This window comes from Gelidibacter sp. (assembly GCF_053579655.1).
This window is the reverse complement of sequence record NZ_JBMDWE010000016.1, coordinates 32818-51372: the sequence shown is the minus strand read 5'-3', so window position 1 is coordinate 51372 and position 18555 is coordinate 32818. Positions and strand designations below refer to the sequence as shown.

The 18555-nt window shown below is 36.7% G+C and carries 12 protein-coding genes and 1 pseudogene; all 13 read right to left on the bottom strand.

Annotated elements, in window-relative coordinates; translation table 11 throughout:
- Positions 1-2: 2 nt before the first annotated feature.
- Positions 3-2804, bottom strand: coding sequence for a M16 family metallopeptidase (locus tag ACOH2D_RS09800; protein ID WP_449535111.1), 2802 nt, complete (start codon positions 2802-2804; stop codon positions 3-5).
- 329 nt (positions 2805-3133) lie between these two features.
- Complete coding sequence (locus ACOH2D_RS09795) at positions 3134-4399, bottom strand: T9SS type A sorting domain-containing protein (RefSeq protein WP_348038917.1); 1266 nt, start codon at positions 4397-4399, stop codon at positions 3134-3136.
- Between the two features lie 19 nt (positions 4400-4418).
- Positions 4419-5732, bottom strand: coding sequence for a M20/M25/M40 family metallo-hydrolase (locus ACOH2D_RS09790; protein WP_348038915.1), 1314 nt, complete (start codon positions 5730-5732; stop codon positions 4419-4421).
- 10 nt (positions 5733-5742) lie between these two features.
- Positions 5743-6597, bottom strand: coding sequence for a cyanophycinase (locus tag ACOH2D_RS09785; RefSeq protein ID WP_449535110.1), 855 nt, complete (start codon positions 6595-6597; stop codon positions 5743-5745).
- Between the two features lie 2 nt (positions 6598-6599).
- Positions 6600-7733, bottom strand: a complete 1134-nt coding sequence (locus ACOH2D_RS09780; protein WP_449535109.1) for a PKD domain-containing protein — start codon at positions 7731-7733, stop codon at positions 6600-6602.
- Positions 7734-7747: 14 nt separating this feature from the next.
- Entirely contained in the window at positions 7748-9085 is a 1338-nt protein-coding gene (locus ACOH2D_RS09775) for a PKD domain-containing protein (RefSeq protein WP_449535108.1), read from the bottom strand.
- A 31-nt stretch (positions 9086-9116) separates the two neighbouring features.
- Positions 9117-10442 (bottom strand): RagB/SusD family nutrient uptake outer membrane protein, encoded by a 1326-nt coding sequence (locus ACOH2D_RS09770; protein ID WP_449535107.1) that lies wholly within the window; start codon positions 10440-10442, stop codon positions 9117-9119.
- 5 nt (positions 10443-10447) lie between these two features.
- Positions 10448-13672, bottom strand: coding sequence for a TonB-dependent receptor (locus ACOH2D_RS09765; protein ID WP_449535106.1), 3225 nt, complete (start codon positions 13670-13672; stop codon positions 10448-10450).
- A gap of 194 nt (positions 13673-13866) precedes the next feature.
- Positions 13867-14886, bottom strand: coding sequence for a FecR family protein (locus ACOH2D_RS09760; RefSeq protein WP_449535105.1), 1020 nt, complete (start codon positions 14884-14886; stop codon positions 13867-13869).
- A gap of 114 nt (positions 14887-15000) precedes the next feature.
- Positions 15001-15588 (bottom strand): RNA polymerase sigma factor, encoded by a 588-nt coding sequence (locus ACOH2D_RS09755; RefSeq protein WP_449535104.1) that lies wholly within the window; start codon positions 15586-15588, stop codon positions 15001-15003.
- 159 nt (positions 15589-15747) lie between these two features.
- Positions 15748-16195 (bottom strand): annotated as a pseudogene (locus ACOH2D_RS09750) (transposase); the annotation flags it as partial.
- A 90-nt stretch (positions 16196-16285) separates the two neighbouring features.
- Positions 16286-17350 (bottom strand): mandelate racemase/muconate lactonizing enzyme family protein, encoded by a 1065-nt coding sequence (locus ACOH2D_RS09745; protein ID WP_449535103.1) that lies wholly within the window; start codon positions 17348-17350, stop codon positions 16286-16288.
- Positions 17351-17420: 70 nt separating this feature from the next.
- Positions 17421-18491 (bottom strand): N-acetyltransferase DgcN family protein, encoded by a 1071-nt coding sequence (locus ACOH2D_RS09740; RefSeq protein WP_449535102.1) that lies wholly within the window; start codon positions 18489-18491, stop codon positions 17421-17423.
- Positions 18492-18555: the final 64 nt, after the last annotated feature.

Here is an 18555-nt window from a genome sequence, read left to right as displayed (position 1 = left end):
TTTTAATTTGACGGTTTAACAACGATTTCAGAAGTATCTGCACCATTGAGTACTTTACTTGTAAATTCTTTGATGTCATTTACTGAAATATTATTAATGATATCTTCGAAATTAGCAGGATCATTCATATCATAATTTTCACGATAAAAATTAGTCAAAACTCCCATATCATATTGGTTAAAACCTTTTTCTTGACCACGTTCCTTTAGATAATTAGTGGTGGTTTTGTCCAAATCTGATTGATTGATATCTCCAGCGGCAATTTTAAGCAGTTCTTCCTGAACAATACTGACCAATTTATCAACTTTTTCTGGATTACAATCAAAATCAACCACAATAATAGCTTTTTCTACCGGGCGTTTAATTAGCCCAGCATAAGCGCTGGCGCCATAGGTACCACCTTCCTGCTCTCTTAAAGTTTCCATGTATCGCAATGTAAGTATATCGCCAAGGGCGCGCGCGACCAATTCATCCTTAAGATTGAATTTAAAATCATTTTTATAGGTAATTCTTACGCTGCTTTTAGGATCTTCCATCTTTAAGTGAATCTCCTTATCAATAGTTTTGCTCAACCATGGACTCGAATTATCCTTGTAGTTTTCTGTTTGTTTTTTCGTTGGGATGCTGGCAATGTACTTTTCTAACAAGGGCTTTAACTGCTCTTTTTTAATATCACCAACAATAAAAAACTCAAAATCAGAAGCATTCTCAAAACGTTTGGCATACACGTGCTGCATAGCTTCAAAAGATATTGAGTTGATATATTCGTGCGTGAATAAAGGTTGCTTCGGATTGTTTTTTCCGTAAAACGCTACTTTGATACTATCGCTTATTTTCTCGTTGATATTATTAGTTCGACTGATTAAATAATTTTCTAAATTACCAACAAGCACCTCAAAAGCATCTTTATCAAATCTTGGTTTTGCAAATCGTAAATAGGTCATTTGCAACATGGACTCAACCTCTTTAGTTGATGAAGACCCATAAACAACTTCAGAAATATCTGAAATATAAATTCCAGTTGATGCTGTTTTTCCAGCAAGCACTTTCGATAAATCATTACTCGAGTAATCTCCTAATCCTGATGTTCGTACTAAGCTGTTCAAATAATTAGCGGAAGATAGGTTGGCGTCATCCACGAGAGAATAACCGCCATAACTCACTGCGTTTAGTTCGACATCATTTTTATTTTTGTCCGCAAATTTATAATGTACTTTAATGCCATTGCTCAAGGTAAAGGTGGTTGACCCCGTAGCCTTATTAGCTTTCTCAGATTTGATTTTACCTTTTTTGATTTTCAGATCTCCCAACAAAGTCTTGCCGCTGAACGCATCGGCGTAAGCTGTAAGCGATGGATCACTTTCAGCAGAAGCAATGATTTGAAGTGCTTCGTCTTCGGTAAGGTTTTTGTTGCCATTAGCGCCGGTTGCGGTTATATATCTGTTTTTGGCTGTATAAAGACTTTTTATTTTGGCGTGCATCTCTTCAACAGAAAGTGCCTCAAATATTTGTTGTGCAAGGGCGTATTCTTTTGCAATATCCGTCATTGTACTGTTTTCCAAATAATTTTTTTGGATCATATTCTGAATGGAAGCGTGCGATCGATCATTCAATTTACTGATTTGGTTTTCATAGGAATTTTTGAACTTCGTAATCGATCTGTCAATTTCTTCTGATGTAAATCCGAATTTTACAGCACGATTAAGTTCTTTCATGACCGTTTCAAAAGCGGCATGCTGTTGATCCGGTTTAGGCGATATCGCTAACATAAATTCATCGGTAGCTCTAGAGTTGTCGCCATAATTCACATAGACTCCTAAAAAAGTAGCATCTGGCTTTATACTTAATTCTTTCAATCGATCAGAAAGCATCATGGTAGCCATTCTATTCAGCAAGGATTCTTTCAAATCGGTCACAGTTTCATCTCCTAAATTTTTTGGATGTCTAATTCCGAAGGTAATTTCTGCAGTGGTTACTTCTTCATCGCTCGCCGAACTGAACATCAATTTGTCGTTTTCAGGAATACTCACGATAAAACGTTCTCTTGGATTATCGACCGCAGGAATTGGAGAAAATAATGTCTTTATTTTAGACTCAACATCCTCGACGTTAACATCACCAATTATGGCGATAGCTTGTAAGTCTGTTCTATACCAATCATGGTAAAAATCTCTGAGCGCTTTATATTTAAAATTATCTACCACTTCCATTAAACCAATTGGCATTCGTTGGGCGTATACCGTATTGTTGAATAATGTTGGCAAACTCTTCTGAAAAATTCGCATTGGGCCGTTTTGGCGTGTTCTCCATTCTTCCTTAATAACCCCACGTTCGGCATCAATTTCATCATCTTCCAATGATAAATAGTTGGACCAATCCCGAAGTATCAATAAACAGGTATCTACAAGTTCTGGCGTGTTTGGAATGTTGTCCATATTATAGACGGTCTCATCAAAAGAGGTATAGGCATTGATATCTTTACCAAAAACGGCACCATGCTTTTGAAGCGTATTTAAAACGCCCTTGTCGGGAAAATTATCCGTTCCATTAAAAGCCATATGCTCAAGAAAGTGAGCCAAACCTTGTTGGTCATCATTTTCAAGAACCGACCCAACATTTTGAATGATATAGTAGCTGGCAGCATCTTTGACAACCCCAGTTTTATAGATGTAATAGGTAAGACCATTCGGCAAAACGCCTTTGGTAACCCGATCGTTTTCTGGTAAGGGTTGATTTAGAATTGTGTTTTGCGCCATCAAACTCATGCTGAGCAAAAAACTAAAGAGAATGGTAAATTTCTTCATTATTATTTTAGTGTTTTAAATTACAAACCGAAATGGTTGTAGGTTATACACTAGCATAACGCAATAAATTGATTTCACCCTTAGCTGTAAATGTTAAGAATGTATTAAATGTTCGAATTTTGCTCAAAATCCATCTGCATTCATTCAAACATTTTGGATTTTGATATTAAAAAGAAGCGCTAAGCATATGAAGATAAAACTCAAGATAAGAGCCGTTAATTCTAGAACTTAAGATTTCCTTAGAAAACAAAGAGATTAAATCGCATAAAAAAACCTTGCATGGGTTAGCATACAAGGTCTTTAAAGTTAAATAGTGGTTGGGTGGTTTTTTATTTCTTTAAAATTTTAAACGTTTGTTCTGAGGCTTCTGAAGAGAGTTTTAAAATATACAATCCAGAACTTAAATTAGATACGTCAATCGTATTATCGTGTGACAGCGTGGTTGAAAATTGCTTTCCTAAAACATTATAAAGTTTGACGGATTGCACAGGACTTTTTGATTTTAAAAAAATCTTATCGGACACTGGATTTGGATAAACCTCAACTGTAAAGTTTTCAAAATCGGGCGTAGAAAGTTTTTCACATTCTGGATTTGTACCCGCAACCATGGAAAGCACGCCAGCATTAACTGCCCAATTCTGCCAAATTCCACCATTGCCGGTTTGCCAATCGGACAAATCAAAATAGTTCGTTCCAGCGGTTGTGCCAGATACTTTATAGACTTTCATGGCTTCTCCTCCTCTATTCCAGGTCAAAGGTTGAAACTTTACAATAACTTCTGGCGCAAAATTTGTAGTGCAATTCGCCTGTAAAAAATAAGCTGATCCAGGCCCATAGACGGATGCTTTTCCATCGCTATCTACAGTAATCGCAGTATCTTCATCGCAACCGATTCCAAAGGAACGTCGATTATTATCTTTTGCAAAACGGGCTAAAAACACACTCAGTCGGCCTTGACGATTGCGTTGGGCAAAATGCGAATCGGTAATCACATCTTCCATAAACGGAATCTTCAAAAAGTCATTATAACCTAATGCTATCGCTGGATGATACGGATTAAGTAAGGCGCCAGCACTTTCAATGCTGCCAAATTCAGCGGAAAAATAAGAACTTCCCATAATCGCCAAACCTGCACTAATGCCACCAATTACTCCTTTTTTAGTATTGATGAAGGTATTTAAGGCATCTTCCATGGCATTGCCCTTAAAATATTTGACATAATCATATTGATCTCCACCAGCAAACCAAATGGCTTCTGCATTGGCAACTTTTTCAAGTACGTATGGATCAAGAGCACCAGCTGCGTTATTAATTACAAAAGTTCTTACGGAATTGATGGTCACACCCAACTGGGAATACATAAAATTATTATAACCATCTGCTCCTGAAGCTCGCAATACCAACACATCGCCACCGTTGGCCTGAGCCAAAAACCATTTCATGGCCTCGCGCTGGTCAATATTGCCACCCATTAAAACGATTCCCGATAGATGATTGGTGGTAACATCTGTGGCATTTCCGGTAAGGAATTCGGTGTAATTCTGAGCAAACAGCGCTTGAAAACTCAGTAAAAATAAAAATGTAATTTTCTTCATATGCCCTTTATTTCGCATTCTATTTCTTCTGATTAACTAAACGGTAGAGCATTACCGCCGTAATTTTAGCTTGGGTTGCCACTGTGCGCAAATCGCCAATTTCTTCAATCGTATGATCTCCAGAACCGCCGGTCAAACCTAAACCATCCAATGCCATATCCACATATCCCGAAGTAAATGAGATATCGGCAGCGCCTGCATTCCTTGGGTTGACCGCTTCTACAGCGCCAAAACCTAAATCTTGACTGACGCCATCATAAAACTTTAATAGTTTAGTATTGCCATCCGTCAATCCCAACGGCGGATATCCGCCCTCCACAAAAATCAATTCTGCAGTCGTGTTAGGGTAATTATTAGATGCAATTTCTCTCATGATTTTATGAGCTCTTTCCAATTGCTCTAAAGAAGTTGCGCGAAGGTCGCCATGTACAATCGCATGTTCCGCCACGACATTATCTTTTCCGAATGCTGTACCTCCTGTTAAGTCGTCATTAACTTTCAAATCGGTTCCACCAAGGATAAACCCTGGATTAAAGGTCAAATCCTTTTCTTTGGATAACTGTAAATAAAATTCATTCAAAATTCGGGAAGCTTCATAAATAGCACCTACGCCAATATCCTCCGTGAAAATTTGCGAGGAATGCGCCGGAACTCCGGTCACTTTTAATTGCCATTCGGAGGATCCTCTTCGAGAAACCACGATGGTTTTAGGATTGTTGTCGCCATTTTCAAAACCTAAAGCTATGTCGGCACGTTTGGCACCTTCAATTAAATCTTTTTTTGAAAGTTCAATCGGTTCACCACTTTTTTCTTCATCGCCCGTCATGATAATTTCGATGGACATATCATCTAAAACCCCAGCTTCTTTTAAAGCTTTCATGGCTAAGATGATAATGACGTCGCCACCTTTCATATCGGCAACCCCTGGACCTTTCATCATATTCTTATCGAGCATGGTATATTCCTGAGATGGACTGTCCAATTCAAAAACGGTATCCAAATGTCCAATCAATAAAAATTTAGGCCCCTTTTTGCCTTCACGTTTAGCAATCAAATGTCCGGCGCGATTGTAAGCTTCGCCATTGGTCAATTCTGTTTGAAAGCCGAGTTGATCCAATTCGGCTTTGAACAATTCGCCCACTTTTTTCACGCCTTCAAAGTTCATCGTGCCACTATTGATATTCACTGCTTTTTTAAGCAATTCAATGGAAGCGTCTAAATGTTGATCGACCGATTTTACAATTTTATTTTCCATTTTCCCTTTTTGTGCAAATGTAAACGTGCCTAAAAACAGAACTGAAAGCACTAAAATTGTTTGTGATGTTTTTTTCAAAATGATCAGCTTAATTAAGTTTGAATTTTTCTCCTGGTAAATAGACATTCAATTGAAGGTCATGTGCGCCCAGTTTATCGGCATGCACATTTTTTGAACGCTTGGGATTTTTTAGTACAATAACTTGTGAATCGCCTATGATTTCAGCGTAGTTACCACTTACCAAAATGGCTGTGGCTTCATCAATACCGATGCCTAGCATTTCAGGATGTTCAATAACCGCACTGATCAAGCGGTTGTAACGACTGCGTTTTACAAAATGCTGATCGATGATCACGTTGGTCAACATGCCTAATCCCGTCTTAATTTCGATATTATCGGCCTCAATATTCCTGAAAGTTGACGAATAATCCGGATGTTTGAGTTCGTTTCCAGTAATCATCAACTTGCTCATAACCGCTGCTCCTGCGCTGGTACCAGCAATTACACCGCCTTTGGCGTAGGATTCATGAATCGCTTTTTCGATCGCAGTTCCGGCAACAATATCCATAAATCGGTTTTGATCGCCGCCGGAGATATAAATCATTTTGGCATTACTAATGGAATCCACTTTAGATGTGGTCAAGACCTCATCTTTCACAAAATCCAAACCGTAAATATTTTTTATGCCTTTCTCGATAAATTGTTTTCCGGAATAATAAACAGCAGAATCTGGTTCAGCGCTAGACATTGGTAAAATAATGGCGTAGCCCGATTTATCAATCCCTGATTCCTTTATAATCCGATCCACCATTGCTGAAGGTCTTGACCCGCCACCAATGATTACTAGTTTTCCTTTAGGTTTTGCGTTTTGTGCACTTATAGGAGTGCTATAAAACACACTCCCTATAAGCACACAAATTGCTAACAATACATTTAACTTCATATTTATTGTTTTTTTCCGATGACGATTCCTCTTGTATTTCCTGTAGATTGCAACCAAACTTCGACATTGCTACCGTCCAGATTCGCTCTCATTAAGGCATTTTTATTACGGTCACCCCAATAGATTTTATTCTCGTTGACATCATAAGCCAATCCATAAATCACACGTGTGATTCCTGTAGCAATGGTAGTAATACCAGTGCCATCAAGATTTGCAGATTTCAATCGGACATCGCCAGAACTCACATATTCATCAAAATAAATACGATCGCCCACAACCATGATACTCGCGCCTTCAACTCCTGGAATGATTTCTTTTTCGCCTGTGCCATCTAAATTTTTAGACCACACGCCGCCATCATAATTGATCCAATACAACTTGCGATGTAGCAAATCAATAGCCACACCTTCAGGATCGTTAGGTTGACCTGTGACGAAATTTTCTTTTTGAGAAAGATCGGTGACATTCATATTAGCACGTTGCACCCCATTACTGGTATCGTAATACAATTGATTGTTGAGATAATCAATGGCCATCCCGTTAGGACTGTCAAGCCCAGATCTAAACGTTTCCAAGTTACTACCGTCTAAATTGGCTCTGTAAATTTTACTGGCACCAAGGTCACTCACATACAATTTAAGATTCAAGGTATCCATCACCATCCCATATGAGGATTGTGTTACCAAACCATTTACCGGCGTGAAAATAGGCGCTTGCGTATTAATCAATCCTTGATATACCTGTACCCCATTAGTGAAATAAATTGGTGTGCCTGTAGCATTTGGATCTTTGATAACCAGAGTTTGGGACGTTTCCCTAATTTCTAATGACCCCGCAGTGGCGACCACTAAATTCACCTTGTAAGCGCCCGCTTCCATATACACATACGTCGGATTGGCTTCAGCAGAAGAGGAGCCATCACCAAAATTCCAATAATAAGTAGCCGTTCCAACAGTTGCTGGCACAATGGACGTATTTGAAAATGTTACCGTTGCCGGTGCAAACTCATCATTACTTATGGTATACTTAAACGAAGGCACCGTACTTGCTGGTGGCACTGGGAAATCATCTTCCTTACACGACTGAAAGCTGATTGCAATACCCAATATGAAACATATTATAAACGAATTTTTCATCTGTTGCTGTTTTATTATTTAACTAGTACTAGTCCTCTTACACTTCCTAATCCTGATTTTAGGGTTACTTTGTTGGACCCATCCAAATCAGCACTATAGATTTCTCCGGTATCACGTCCACCCCAGTATAATTTATTGTCTTCATTATCTATTTGAATTCCGTAAATCCGCGTCGCTTTAGCAGCAACGAGTTCAATATTTGATCCATCAAGATCTGCTCTTTTTAACGATCTATTGTCCTCATAATATACTTTGTTATTAACGGTATCAACGGCCACAGCATATCCAAAAGCTCCTGAGATAATTATAGAAGGATTTGATCCATCCAAATTGGCGGCATATAAGACTTCATCTTCGGCATCATAGACATACATTTTACCATTTTTAAGATCGAGTGCTATCCCTCTCAATGAAGCATCTGGCATATTTATAATACCAATTTCGGCATTTGTCCCATCTAAATTAGCTCTTGAAACATTGCCCGCATCATCTACCCAATATATTTTATTTCCTGCAACATCTAGCGCAATGGTATAAGGATCGTCGAGGTTTTCAACAATCACCTCCAAATCAGAACCATCACGGTTCATTCTCCAAATATTTCCAAAAGGTGTAGTATCAAAATCACTAAAGTAAATTTTATCATGAGTAGCATCATAAGCCATGCCCACACCAGCTCTACCTGCTAAATCTACCACATCACTAACGGTTCCTGAACCATCAAGAATGAGTTTTCTCATAAAGCTGCTCACAGCATCGATATAATATATTTCTGCCGGTGATTCTGGTGCAATTCCAATAATTACTTCTTTAGTAAAAGTATTTGAGCCTCCCGCACCGGTAGCTGTAAGGGTTACAGTAAAAGTTCCTTCTGATGGAAAAGTATAAGATGGATTTTCCTCCGTAGAGGTGGCGTTATTTCCAAAATTCCAACTGTAGCTCGTAGCGCCTAAAGAGGTATTGGTAAATTTCACAGGAATTTTAGCTGTCAAGTTATCTTCGTCGGCTACTGTAAAACCACTTGCTGGCGTAACTTTAATTTCCATATTAGAAATTGTTGAACCTCCAGAACCTGTAGAAACCAAACTTACCAAAAACACATCACTGGATTGGTAAGATTTTTTTGGTGACACTTGCTTGGATGTGGTCCCATCTCCAAAACTCCATAGGTATGCCGTAGCATTTTGGGAATTGTTGGTAAACTGGATGTCTTCGCCAATTTTCACTTCTTTTGCACTTGCAGTAAATTCTGCTTGTGATTGTGGTTCAAGCGCATCATCATCCTTTTGGCATGAAAAAAATGCTAAAGAGAAGACACTTATCATTAGGTAATTTAGAAATTTAGTTTTCATAAGATCTATATTTAAGATGGTCATTAGTTGATTAGTATCCTGGGTTTTGAGTCATCCCTGGATCATTGTTAGTTTGGATTTCATCAGATGGAATTGGAAATAAGGTTTGGTTGATGCTCTTGACATTTGGCAAAACAGCAATCGCTCTTCCCGTTCTTACCAAATCAAACCATCTTTGACCTTCAAATGCAAATTCCACACGTCTTTCATTTTCTATAGCAGTAGCTAATTGGGAAATAGTATTTGCCTTGGTGTTATTTAAGTTGGCTCTTTTTCTAATCACATTTATATCATCCTTTATCGCAGCAATATCACCATTGAGATTCGTTTTTGCTTCTGCTCTAATTAAATACATTTCTGCTAAACGAATGACAATAAAATTGTCTGCTCCTAAACTTAAGTCGTCATATTTAATAGCATAAGGTTCTAAACCGGCAAATGCAACGCTGGCATCAAAACGCTTGTCATTCACTTCGTAAGCCGCCAAAACAGACGGATCTGGTTGCACTTCACGTCTTCCATTTAAGGATTTGGGAAAATTATATTCTGCTATTCTATTTCTCTCTGTTTGAGAAAAATAGATTTCAAAAATCGATTCTGAAGATCCATCGTCAGCAAAAATATCAGCATAATTTGATAATATGGTATAATTACCATTTTCAATGACCTCATTCGCCAAATCTGAAGCTTTCGCATAGTCACCTTTATAAAGGTAAACTCTCGCTAGTAGTGCTTTTGCAGCATATTTTGTTGCTCTTGTTTTGACACCAGAAGTTCTCAAATATTTCGAAGCAAACGTTAAATCCTCAATAATTTTCGCATATACCTCACTTACAGAATTTCGAGGAGCATCTAAACTTGTCACCCCAACAGTTGGTTGCAGTTTCAAAGGAATAGCTCCAAAATAATTCATAAGATTAAAATGGTTTAACGCTCTGATGAAGTACAATTCAGCTAAAGCAGCATTGCGTTCATCTTCAGTCATATCTTCAATAACTGGAACTTTATCTATGACATTATTTGCAACATTAATACCATCGTAACAGCTAACCCACATTCCACGCACGAAACCATTTTCTGGAAGAATGTTATTGTTGTCTACTTCAGCATTATCAGACGCCGTAGCATCCGGAGAATGGATTAAGTTATCTGCGGCCAAGTCTGAATAAATGGCATAAATTCTACCGTAGTAGCCTAAACTCTGAAAGCTCGCATAAGCACCCAGAATTCCTCTATCAATATCTTTTTTAGTTTGGAAAGCACCAGCTGCGGGAATGGAATTTTGAGGTTCCACTTCCAAGGTATTACAAGACATGGCTGTCAATAATACCATAACTATTATAGAAATCTTTTTCATCGTCATCATAATTTTAAATTAACACCGAAAGTGAATGTTTGTGCCTGTGGATAGGTAAAGAAATCGGTGCCAATAACCGAATTATCGTCTCCTCTATAATTCACTTCAGGATCTAGGCCTGAATAATTGGTAAAGGTGAACAAATTCTGAACGCTGAAATAGAAACGAGCACTAGTGAAAAACATTTTTTGCATCGTCTTTTGATTCAGTGTATATCCAAAAGTCACATTTTTGACCCTTAAATAAGATCCGTCCTCAATAAAACGAGAGGAGATTCTTTTGTTTTGTGTTGCCACGGGCTCTAAAGTCGCCCTTGGAATGTCTGTAATGTCTCCAGGTTGTCTCCATCTTCTAGTGACAGCCGCTATTTGGTTATCCCCACCCTGTAGAGATTCCAAATATAATCTAGAACCATTGAAAACGTCATTTCCGTAAGAACCTTGAAGGAATACGCTAAAATCGAATCCTCTGTAAGAGAAATTATTTGTAAGACCTCCAATAAAATCTGGATGTGGATTTCCAACAATCGTTCTGTCTTCAGAAGTAATTACGCCATCAAAGTTTGTGTCAGCATAAACAATATCTCCAGTAGAAGGATCTACACCTAGTGATTCGAAACTGTAGAAGATACCGATAGGTTGACCTTCCATGATTCTGTTACCACCTCTTCCAATATCATCAATTGGTTGGCCATTGTAAAGCTCAAGTACTTTATTTCTGTTACCTGAAATATTGAAGAGTGTACTCCAAATAAATTCTCCAACAAAGTTTCTTGAAGACACGGTAATCTCAATTCCTTTATTTTCAACTTTACCAACGTTTTGAGTGATGGATGAAAACCCAGAACTCAATGGGAGCGGTCTACTTAATAATAAATCATTGGTTTGTTTGTCATAATAATCTGCAGTAATTGCTAATCTATCATTGAAAAAACCAAGATTCAAACCAAGGTTTAATTGACGTGTAGTTTCCCATTTCAAATCAGGATTTGGGATATTACTTGGATAAATCGCTGGTTGACCACCATATGATGTATTACCATATAATTCTGAAAAGAGGAACGGACTAATATCATCATTCCCTGTAAGACCATAACTCGCACGTAGTTTTAAGTCTGAAAAAATGTTGCTGTCTTTCAAAAATTCTTCTTCTATAACTCTCCATGCAACAGATCCTGCTGGGAAAAACCCTGTTCTGTTGTTTTCTCCAAATTTTGTAGAAGTATCAAATCTACCAGATGCATCAAACAGATATTTATTGTCATAATTATAGTTAGCTCTTCCAAAATAGGATCTTAAACCCGTATCTGTAGCACTCGCACTCGCAGAAACAATTGTAGATGCCGCACTGATGTATTGTAAATTATCATCAGCATAATCTTGGCCTCTGATGAAAGAATTTCGGTATTCATAGCTTTCGAAACTATATCCTGCTAAAAATTCGATTTTATGTTTGTCAAAATCGTGTTTATATTTAAGAATATTATTAGAAACTACGTTAATTATATTGCTATAAGTCTCAAATCCTAAACCATTGTATTTAGCTCCTTGAACTGTCTTTCTAGACTCAAATGCATGTTCTCTAAAATTCAAGAAGTCAACACCCCATTTGGTGGTAAATGTCAAATCTGGAGTGATTCTATAATCTAGATACACGTTTGAATTCGTTCTGTAAGAGAAGTTTTGATTGATGGCTTCATTCGCAATAGAGACCGGATTTGAATAAGGCCCATTTTGGTTGTAGCTACCATCTGGATTAAACACCGGGAAAATTGCAGGTGTAGAAATACCATTAGGAAGTGGCCCTTGAGTTGTTTGGTCACCTTCTACACGGTTTGTTTTTGAATAAGTCAAACCAATACTTGTACCAATTGAGAATTTCTCGGACAATTCATGGTCTAAATTTACCCTTCCGTTCAATCGTTTATAATCGGTACCAATCAAAATACCTTCTTGTTTAAACATTGTACCTCCCATGTAGTATTTCGTTTTATCAGAACCGCCCGTGGCCGATAACTCATAACTATTGATAGGCGCCGTTCTAAAAATCACATCTTGCCAGTCCGTATCAACAGTGATATTATTCATTTGTTCTTGAGTAAAGACCGTAGATTTGGTGAGATCATTTCTGTATTCCATCCATTGTCTCGAATTTAGCATATCCAAACGGTTCCAAGCTCTTTGAACACCCGTATAAACACTTGCCGTCACTACTGATTTTTGAGTTTTTCCTCTTTTAGTCGTAATCAAAACAATCCCATTGGAAGCTCTTGCTCCATAAATAGCGGTTGCGGAAGCATCTTTCAAAATACTGATGGATTCAATATCATTCGGGTTTAAATCCGTAATTGCGCTTGAGCCTTGACCTTCATAGCCAATCATACCAAAATTCCCAGTAGTTACCGGAATGCCGTCAATGATATATAATGGTTGACTTGATCCACTAATGGAGCTCAAACCTCTAATCCTAACAGACATTTCACCACCAGGAGTTCCTGAATTTTGTGATACCTGAACACCAGATGCTTGACCTTGTAAAATTCCATCAACTCCTGAAACTGGTAAATCTTCAATTTCTTTAGAGCTAATGGCAGATACAGAACCTGTTAACAAAGCTTTTTTCTCTGTGCCATATCCAATTACTACCACTTCACTAAGTGCCATATTATCTGCAGCCATCTTTACATTTAAAGTTGTTTTGCCTACGATATTGACATCTTGAGTTACATATCCCAAATATGAGATCACCAAAGTAGTGGCATCATTAGAAACTTTCAATTCAAAATTTCCATCAAAATCGGTAGTAACACCTTTCGATGTTCCTTTAACGATAACCGTCGCTCCTGCTAGAGGTGCACCAGTATCATCCAAAACAGTTCCTTTAATGGTTCGATCTTGAATTTCCATTTTGACAGAAGTTGTTTTTATTGGCGATTTCACTTCTTCTTTAATAACCACCTGTCTATTATCGATGACATAGGTCAGATTGGTATTTTCAAATGCTTTATCCAAAATTGCGGAAAGGGTAGCTTTCTTCAATTTTAGAGACACTTTATGATTCATTACATCGTCTTTATAGAAAAAGATAAATTCACTTTTAGTTTGAATTTCTTTAAATAATTCTTCTAAAGATATGTCTCTCACATTGATATCTATTTTAGTCTGAGCTGAGTTGCTGTTGGCAAAAACAGATCCCAAACCAATAGTCATTAATAATAGAAAGACTCTCATAATATGTAGCAAGTAGTATCTAAAAGATTTTATCCTTTGTTTGGGATAAGGGTTCTCATATTTATTCATAATTTTGTTTTAGTGGTTAATATAACTGTGCTTTCAGTGATGTTAATTCTTCAATTCCAGAGGATGTTGACGCATCTTCTGGTTTTTCATGGTGTCTGATTATGCTCTAATTATTTCAATTTTTTTTAGTTAATATTGAGTTTATTGTTAATAATAGTGTAATCAAATTTTGTGGTTTCTTGAATGGTTTTAATAACGTTTTCTACATTCTCATTGACATCTAGAAACCCAGAAAAAGTGGTGCTCGCCAATTCTTTGTCATTGATGACTATTGCAATATTGTAATATCTCGAGACTTTTTTCATAATCGACTCCAATGAATCATTCTTAAAAATAAAAATACCATCTCGCCACGAAAAATATTTTTGGACATCGACCTTTTGGGTTTTAATACTATTATCATTTCTGTCATATACTGCCATTGTATTTGGACTTAATACAACACTTTCATTAAAGTTCAGTGATTTTGAATTATTATAACTTATTTTCACACTACCACTTTTAAGAACTGTATTTATAGCATGATCATCGTTATAATTACTAACATTAAATATGGTTCCAAGAACTTCAATATTCTGATCTCCGGACTTTACAATAAATGGATGTAATGCATCATGAGCAACTTCAAAGATCCCTTCACCTTCAAGATACACTTCCCGTTTCTCTTTAGTAAAAGCAGCAGGGAAAACCAATTTAGACCCTGAATTGAGCCATACTTTACTACCATCGGCCAATTCAATAGAAGAACGTTTTCCGTATGGCACAATCAGGGTATTAAAAACAACCTTTTGATCTTTGAGAGTTTTTTGGTTTACCGACTTGGAATTACCAATAGTAATTTGTTCTCCCGTATTTGAATAGCTTATTGCTGTTTCTGTTTCCTCAATGTTAATATTTTGTTGATCACCTAAAACAAGTTGGATTTGACCTGGAATTGGTTGCACCACCAATGTTTTAACAAAATTGTCTATTGGAGACGATTGCTGATGGATATTCTCGTTTTGGGTTAGCACAAAGAATGCAAGAATACATGCTGCTGACAGTCCGAATCCATATTTCAAATAACGTTGGCGTTGTATGTATTTTGAAACCGACAATGATATTCTGTTTCGTAATTGTTTTTTCTCTTTATCTGTAATATTCATACTTTATGAATCTATCATAAGTTCAATTGTATTGCTTTGCTGAAACAATTCCATACATAAAATACAAGCCGTTAATAGATATAAGTCAGTAATTTTGGTTTTATAGACAATTTTTTAAAGAAATATATAAAATAAAAGTGCAATTGTTGTTAGATTAGATCGTAGCACCTTTATTGCTCGATAGATAATTGTTCTGGAGGTCTCTACAGAAACATTCATTATTTCTGCTATTTCGTCATATTGACGATTTTCATTAAAGCGCAGAAAGATGCACTGCTTCTGCTTTTTACTCAAACTATTTATGGCATCAGCTAATCTAAATGACTTTTGATCTAAATATTCTGTTTCAATAATATGATCTTCATGGGAAGCTGTGCTATTTTTATTCATATAGCTTTTTGGAAGAAGAGTATTAGGAATAAAAATATGTTTAATTTTTGACTCCTTAAGAATCTGATTCTTCAAGGAACGCAGTAGGTAGTATTTGACATTGTCAGTATCAGTCAGACTATTTCGGTATTTGTAGAGATTGATGAACAAATCATGTATACCATCCATCACAGTTTGTTTGTCCTGTGAAAATTTCGTTCCGTATAAAATCAAGTCGTCAATATACCTATCGTAAAGCAGACCTAAAGCTTCAGTATTACCTTGCTTAAGCTTTTGCCATAATACAGTTTCACAGTCTTGAAATACTTTCAAGTGCTCTTAAGGTGTTTGATTAATTAATTAATTATTGACAGGCACTAAATTTAACTTTTTTTTAATAAAAAGGAAATATATCAATTGGTTTTAACATAGAAAAATAAAACATGGAATAAAAAGAATAAAATTTAAAAAAATCTGTATATCCGTAATTGGTCATAATCCTGTAATGCTAGCAATAACAAGCCTGTCGAAGATTCTCTCCAAAATATCTTTTATTAAGCTTATAAACAAACTCATTTAGGTATAATTGCAGGTATTTACCCTTGATCTTATGATAGTTGCCTGCAAAATTCTATTTGGCATTACTAATTGCGATAGGCACCCATTTAAGGGTTTCCTTTGTGGTTTTCTCATTTGATTTTTCACTTATATGTATTTCTACATAATCTCAATATTGATGTATGATGTACTCTGACCTGTAAAGACAATAGTTTTTTCATTGCGTTTTTAAGGGTTTCATCTGTACCATCGACTTGATGGTCTTCAAGTACCCTTTGCTTTAAAATAGCGACATTGACGCTACTTTACCTGTGTCCAAATCTTCAAGGACGGTACTCTCGGCCATAATCCTAACATTAGATTTAGTCATACTGCTACGCCCCGGCTTTTGTGTTTGGTGTTGATTAATCCTTCCGCCTTTGTCAAAACTCAAATTCGTTACTTTACGCCAATAGTCTAAAATTATATTTACCTAAAGCTTAACATTCCCTAATCCATAAGAATTGGAAGGATATAATATTCCGTTTTTTAGTTCGAATAAATTAGCAAAAGGATCTCCAAGTAAATCCAAATTCCCATCTAAATCTGCGTATTCAATGTTCGGACTGCTCAATGCAAAATGGAGTCCTGCCGAAATTCCTAAAGCACATTCATCGATACAACCAATCATTACCTTCATTCCTGCAGCTTGAGCTACAGAGTTGATATGCTGTGATTCAAGTATGCCGCCGACTTTCATGATCTTGATATTTACCATATCGATCAAGTCTTTACTTGCCAATCTGAACACATCCTTAAGTGTCTTAATACTCTCATCAGCCATTACAGGTACATCAATTTTTTTGGAAACTTCACCTAATTGCGCTTCCTTCTTTTGATCAGTGGGTTGCTCTAGGATTTCGATTTTTGCACTTTTCGTTTTGTTTATAAATTCAATGGCTTCATTAGGTGTATAACCTTGGTTCGCATCATATCGAAGCAAAAATTCATTACCATGTTTTTCACGCAACTTCAATACTTTTTCTATGTCTTCTGCTACGTCTACTCCACCTTTTAGTTTAATAATTGAAAATCCTTGTTTCAAAAAATCACCAGCTTGTTGCAACGTATCTGACAATGGTAAAATTCCGATAGTGATACTTGTTGGTATTTCTGTTCTATAACCTCCCAGCAATTGATATAAAGGCACTTGTGCTTTTCGTGCCATTAGATCATATAATGCCATATCAACCATCGCAATGGTTGATGAGGCATTTGGGCATATTGTTTTAAGTTGATGCGTGTATTGTGCAATATGAAATGGCGATTGATTTTTCAGTAAGTTAACAATGACCGTATCAATATTATTGATAACATCCTCCGCTACTTCACCAGTTACCTCTAAATCGGGTGCAGCACATCCCCAACCTGTTAGTCCTGTGTCCGTTGTTAGTTTTAGAATAATGTTGGTGGTTTTGCTTACCGTTTCATAAGCAATAGTATAAGGGACAGCCAATGGCATATCTAACCTAAAGTATTCAATGGCTGTAATTTTCATTCTAGTAACAATTTTGATGTAATAATTTCAGTAGATATTTTTCTATTGATTTCTACGATAAAGGAGTGAATTATTTTAAATAAGATTTTAAAAGTTCAACCAATTCTTCAGCTCCGTATTCGAGAACATCAAAAGTTGGCAAGCCAGTTTCTTCTTTGATTTTTGCACAAGCAGATAGTATTTCATCCTTTCTCATATCTTCATGGTTAAGAGTTATTGCAATCACTTTTTTACCTGAAATGGTTTCAATAGCATTGATTTGTTCTTTTATGGAATGCAATTTATAACCTGGGAAACCGTCATATTCCATTCTTTTCGGCGCATGTTGGACAATCACATAATCAGGCCTTCCGGCAGCCAAAATTTCAAAACCTCCTGGATATGCAGGGTTCATCAAGCTCCCTTGTCCTTCAATCATAATGAGGTCAGGAGATTCATTTTTCCAAGCTTCATGAACAGCATGTTCTATTTCTCCAGAAACAAAGTCGTTGATACAACTATCCATAATCATGGAATATTTCGCTCCTTGCATCCAAGCCGTTTGACCTGTTCCTGCCATTTCAGCTTTTAATCCAGCATCTCTGAAAGCTTGTACAATAATCCATGCTGTAGTTCTTTTTCCAATTGCTGAATCCGTTCCCAATAAGGCAATTTTCAAACAATCGACTTCTTCAATCTTTCCTGTAAAGAAATGTAATTGATCACGGTCGGGTGTTCGTCTCACATCTCTCACACGGCAATTATTTTTTTTTGCAATGGCCATCAGTTCGGAGTCTAAATATAAAAAATCATGCAAACCACTATCTATATTCAATCCCAATTTCAATGCCTCTTTTATGGTATCTTTTGCTTCAGCTGGTAATCGTCCACCATCGGGAGCTAAACCAATAACCATTGATTCAGGCTTATTAGCCGAACCAAGTTTTTCCATAGCCTCTTTCAAATCTTTGAAGATGGGGATATTATTCTGTTTGCCATCAAGGACCATACCTGCATCCTGACCTGCATATTTATGATCAATCACACCTACTACTTCATATCTATTCGTGAATCTTACCAATCCATGTGCAGTTTTACCATTAGGAGTGTTATATGCGCCATCAGCATATACTAGCGCTTTCCCATCAATTGTATTTTTCATAATTACTATCTATTATTTAATATTGTAATGTCTCTTTTGTTAATCGTTTATATTTTTTCAAACT

Excerpts from the sequence above, each read along its gene's own strand:
- ACOH2D_RS09770 (WP_449535107.1), bottom strand. The coding sequence starts at position 10,442 with ATGAAAAAGATTTCTATAATAGTTATGGTATTATTGACAGCCATGTCT.
- ACOH2D_RS09775 (WP_449535108.1), bottom strand. The coding sequence starts at position 9,085 with ATGAAAACTAAATTTCTAAATTACCTAATGATAAGTGTCTTCTCTTTA.
- ACOH2D_RS09785 (WP_449535110.1), bottom strand. The coding sequence starts at position 6,597 with ATGAAGTTAAATGTATTGTTAGCAATTTGTGTGCTTATAGGGAGTGTG.
- ACOH2D_RS09800 (WP_449535111.1), bottom strand. The coding sequence starts at position 2,804 with ATGAAGAAATTTACCATTCTCTTTAGTTTTTTGCTCAGCATGAGTTTG.
- ACOH2D_RS09745 (WP_449535103.1), bottom strand. The coding sequence starts at position 17,350 with ATGAAAATTACAGCCATTGAATACTTTAGGTTAGATATGCCATTGGCT.
- ACOH2D_RS09740 (WP_449535102.1), bottom strand. The coding sequence starts at position 18,491 with ATGAAAAATACAATTGATGGGAAAGCGCTAGTATATGCTGATGGCGCA.
- ACOH2D_RS09765 (WP_449535106.1), bottom strand. The coding sequence starts at position 13,672 with ATGAGAGTCTTTCTATTATTAATGACTATTGGTTTGGGATCTGTTTTT.
- ACOH2D_RS09795 (WP_348038917.1), bottom strand. The coding sequence starts at position 4,399 with ATGAAGAAAATTACATTTTTATTTTTACTGAGTTTTCAAGCGCTGTTT.
- ACOH2D_RS09780 (WP_449535109.1), bottom strand. The coding sequence starts at position 7,733 with ATGAAAAATTCGTTTATAATATGTTTCATATTGGGTATTGCAATCAGC.
- ACOH2D_RS09760 (WP_449535105.1), bottom strand. The coding sequence starts at position 14,886 with ATGAATATTACAGATAAAGAGAAAAAACAATTACGAAACAGAATATCA.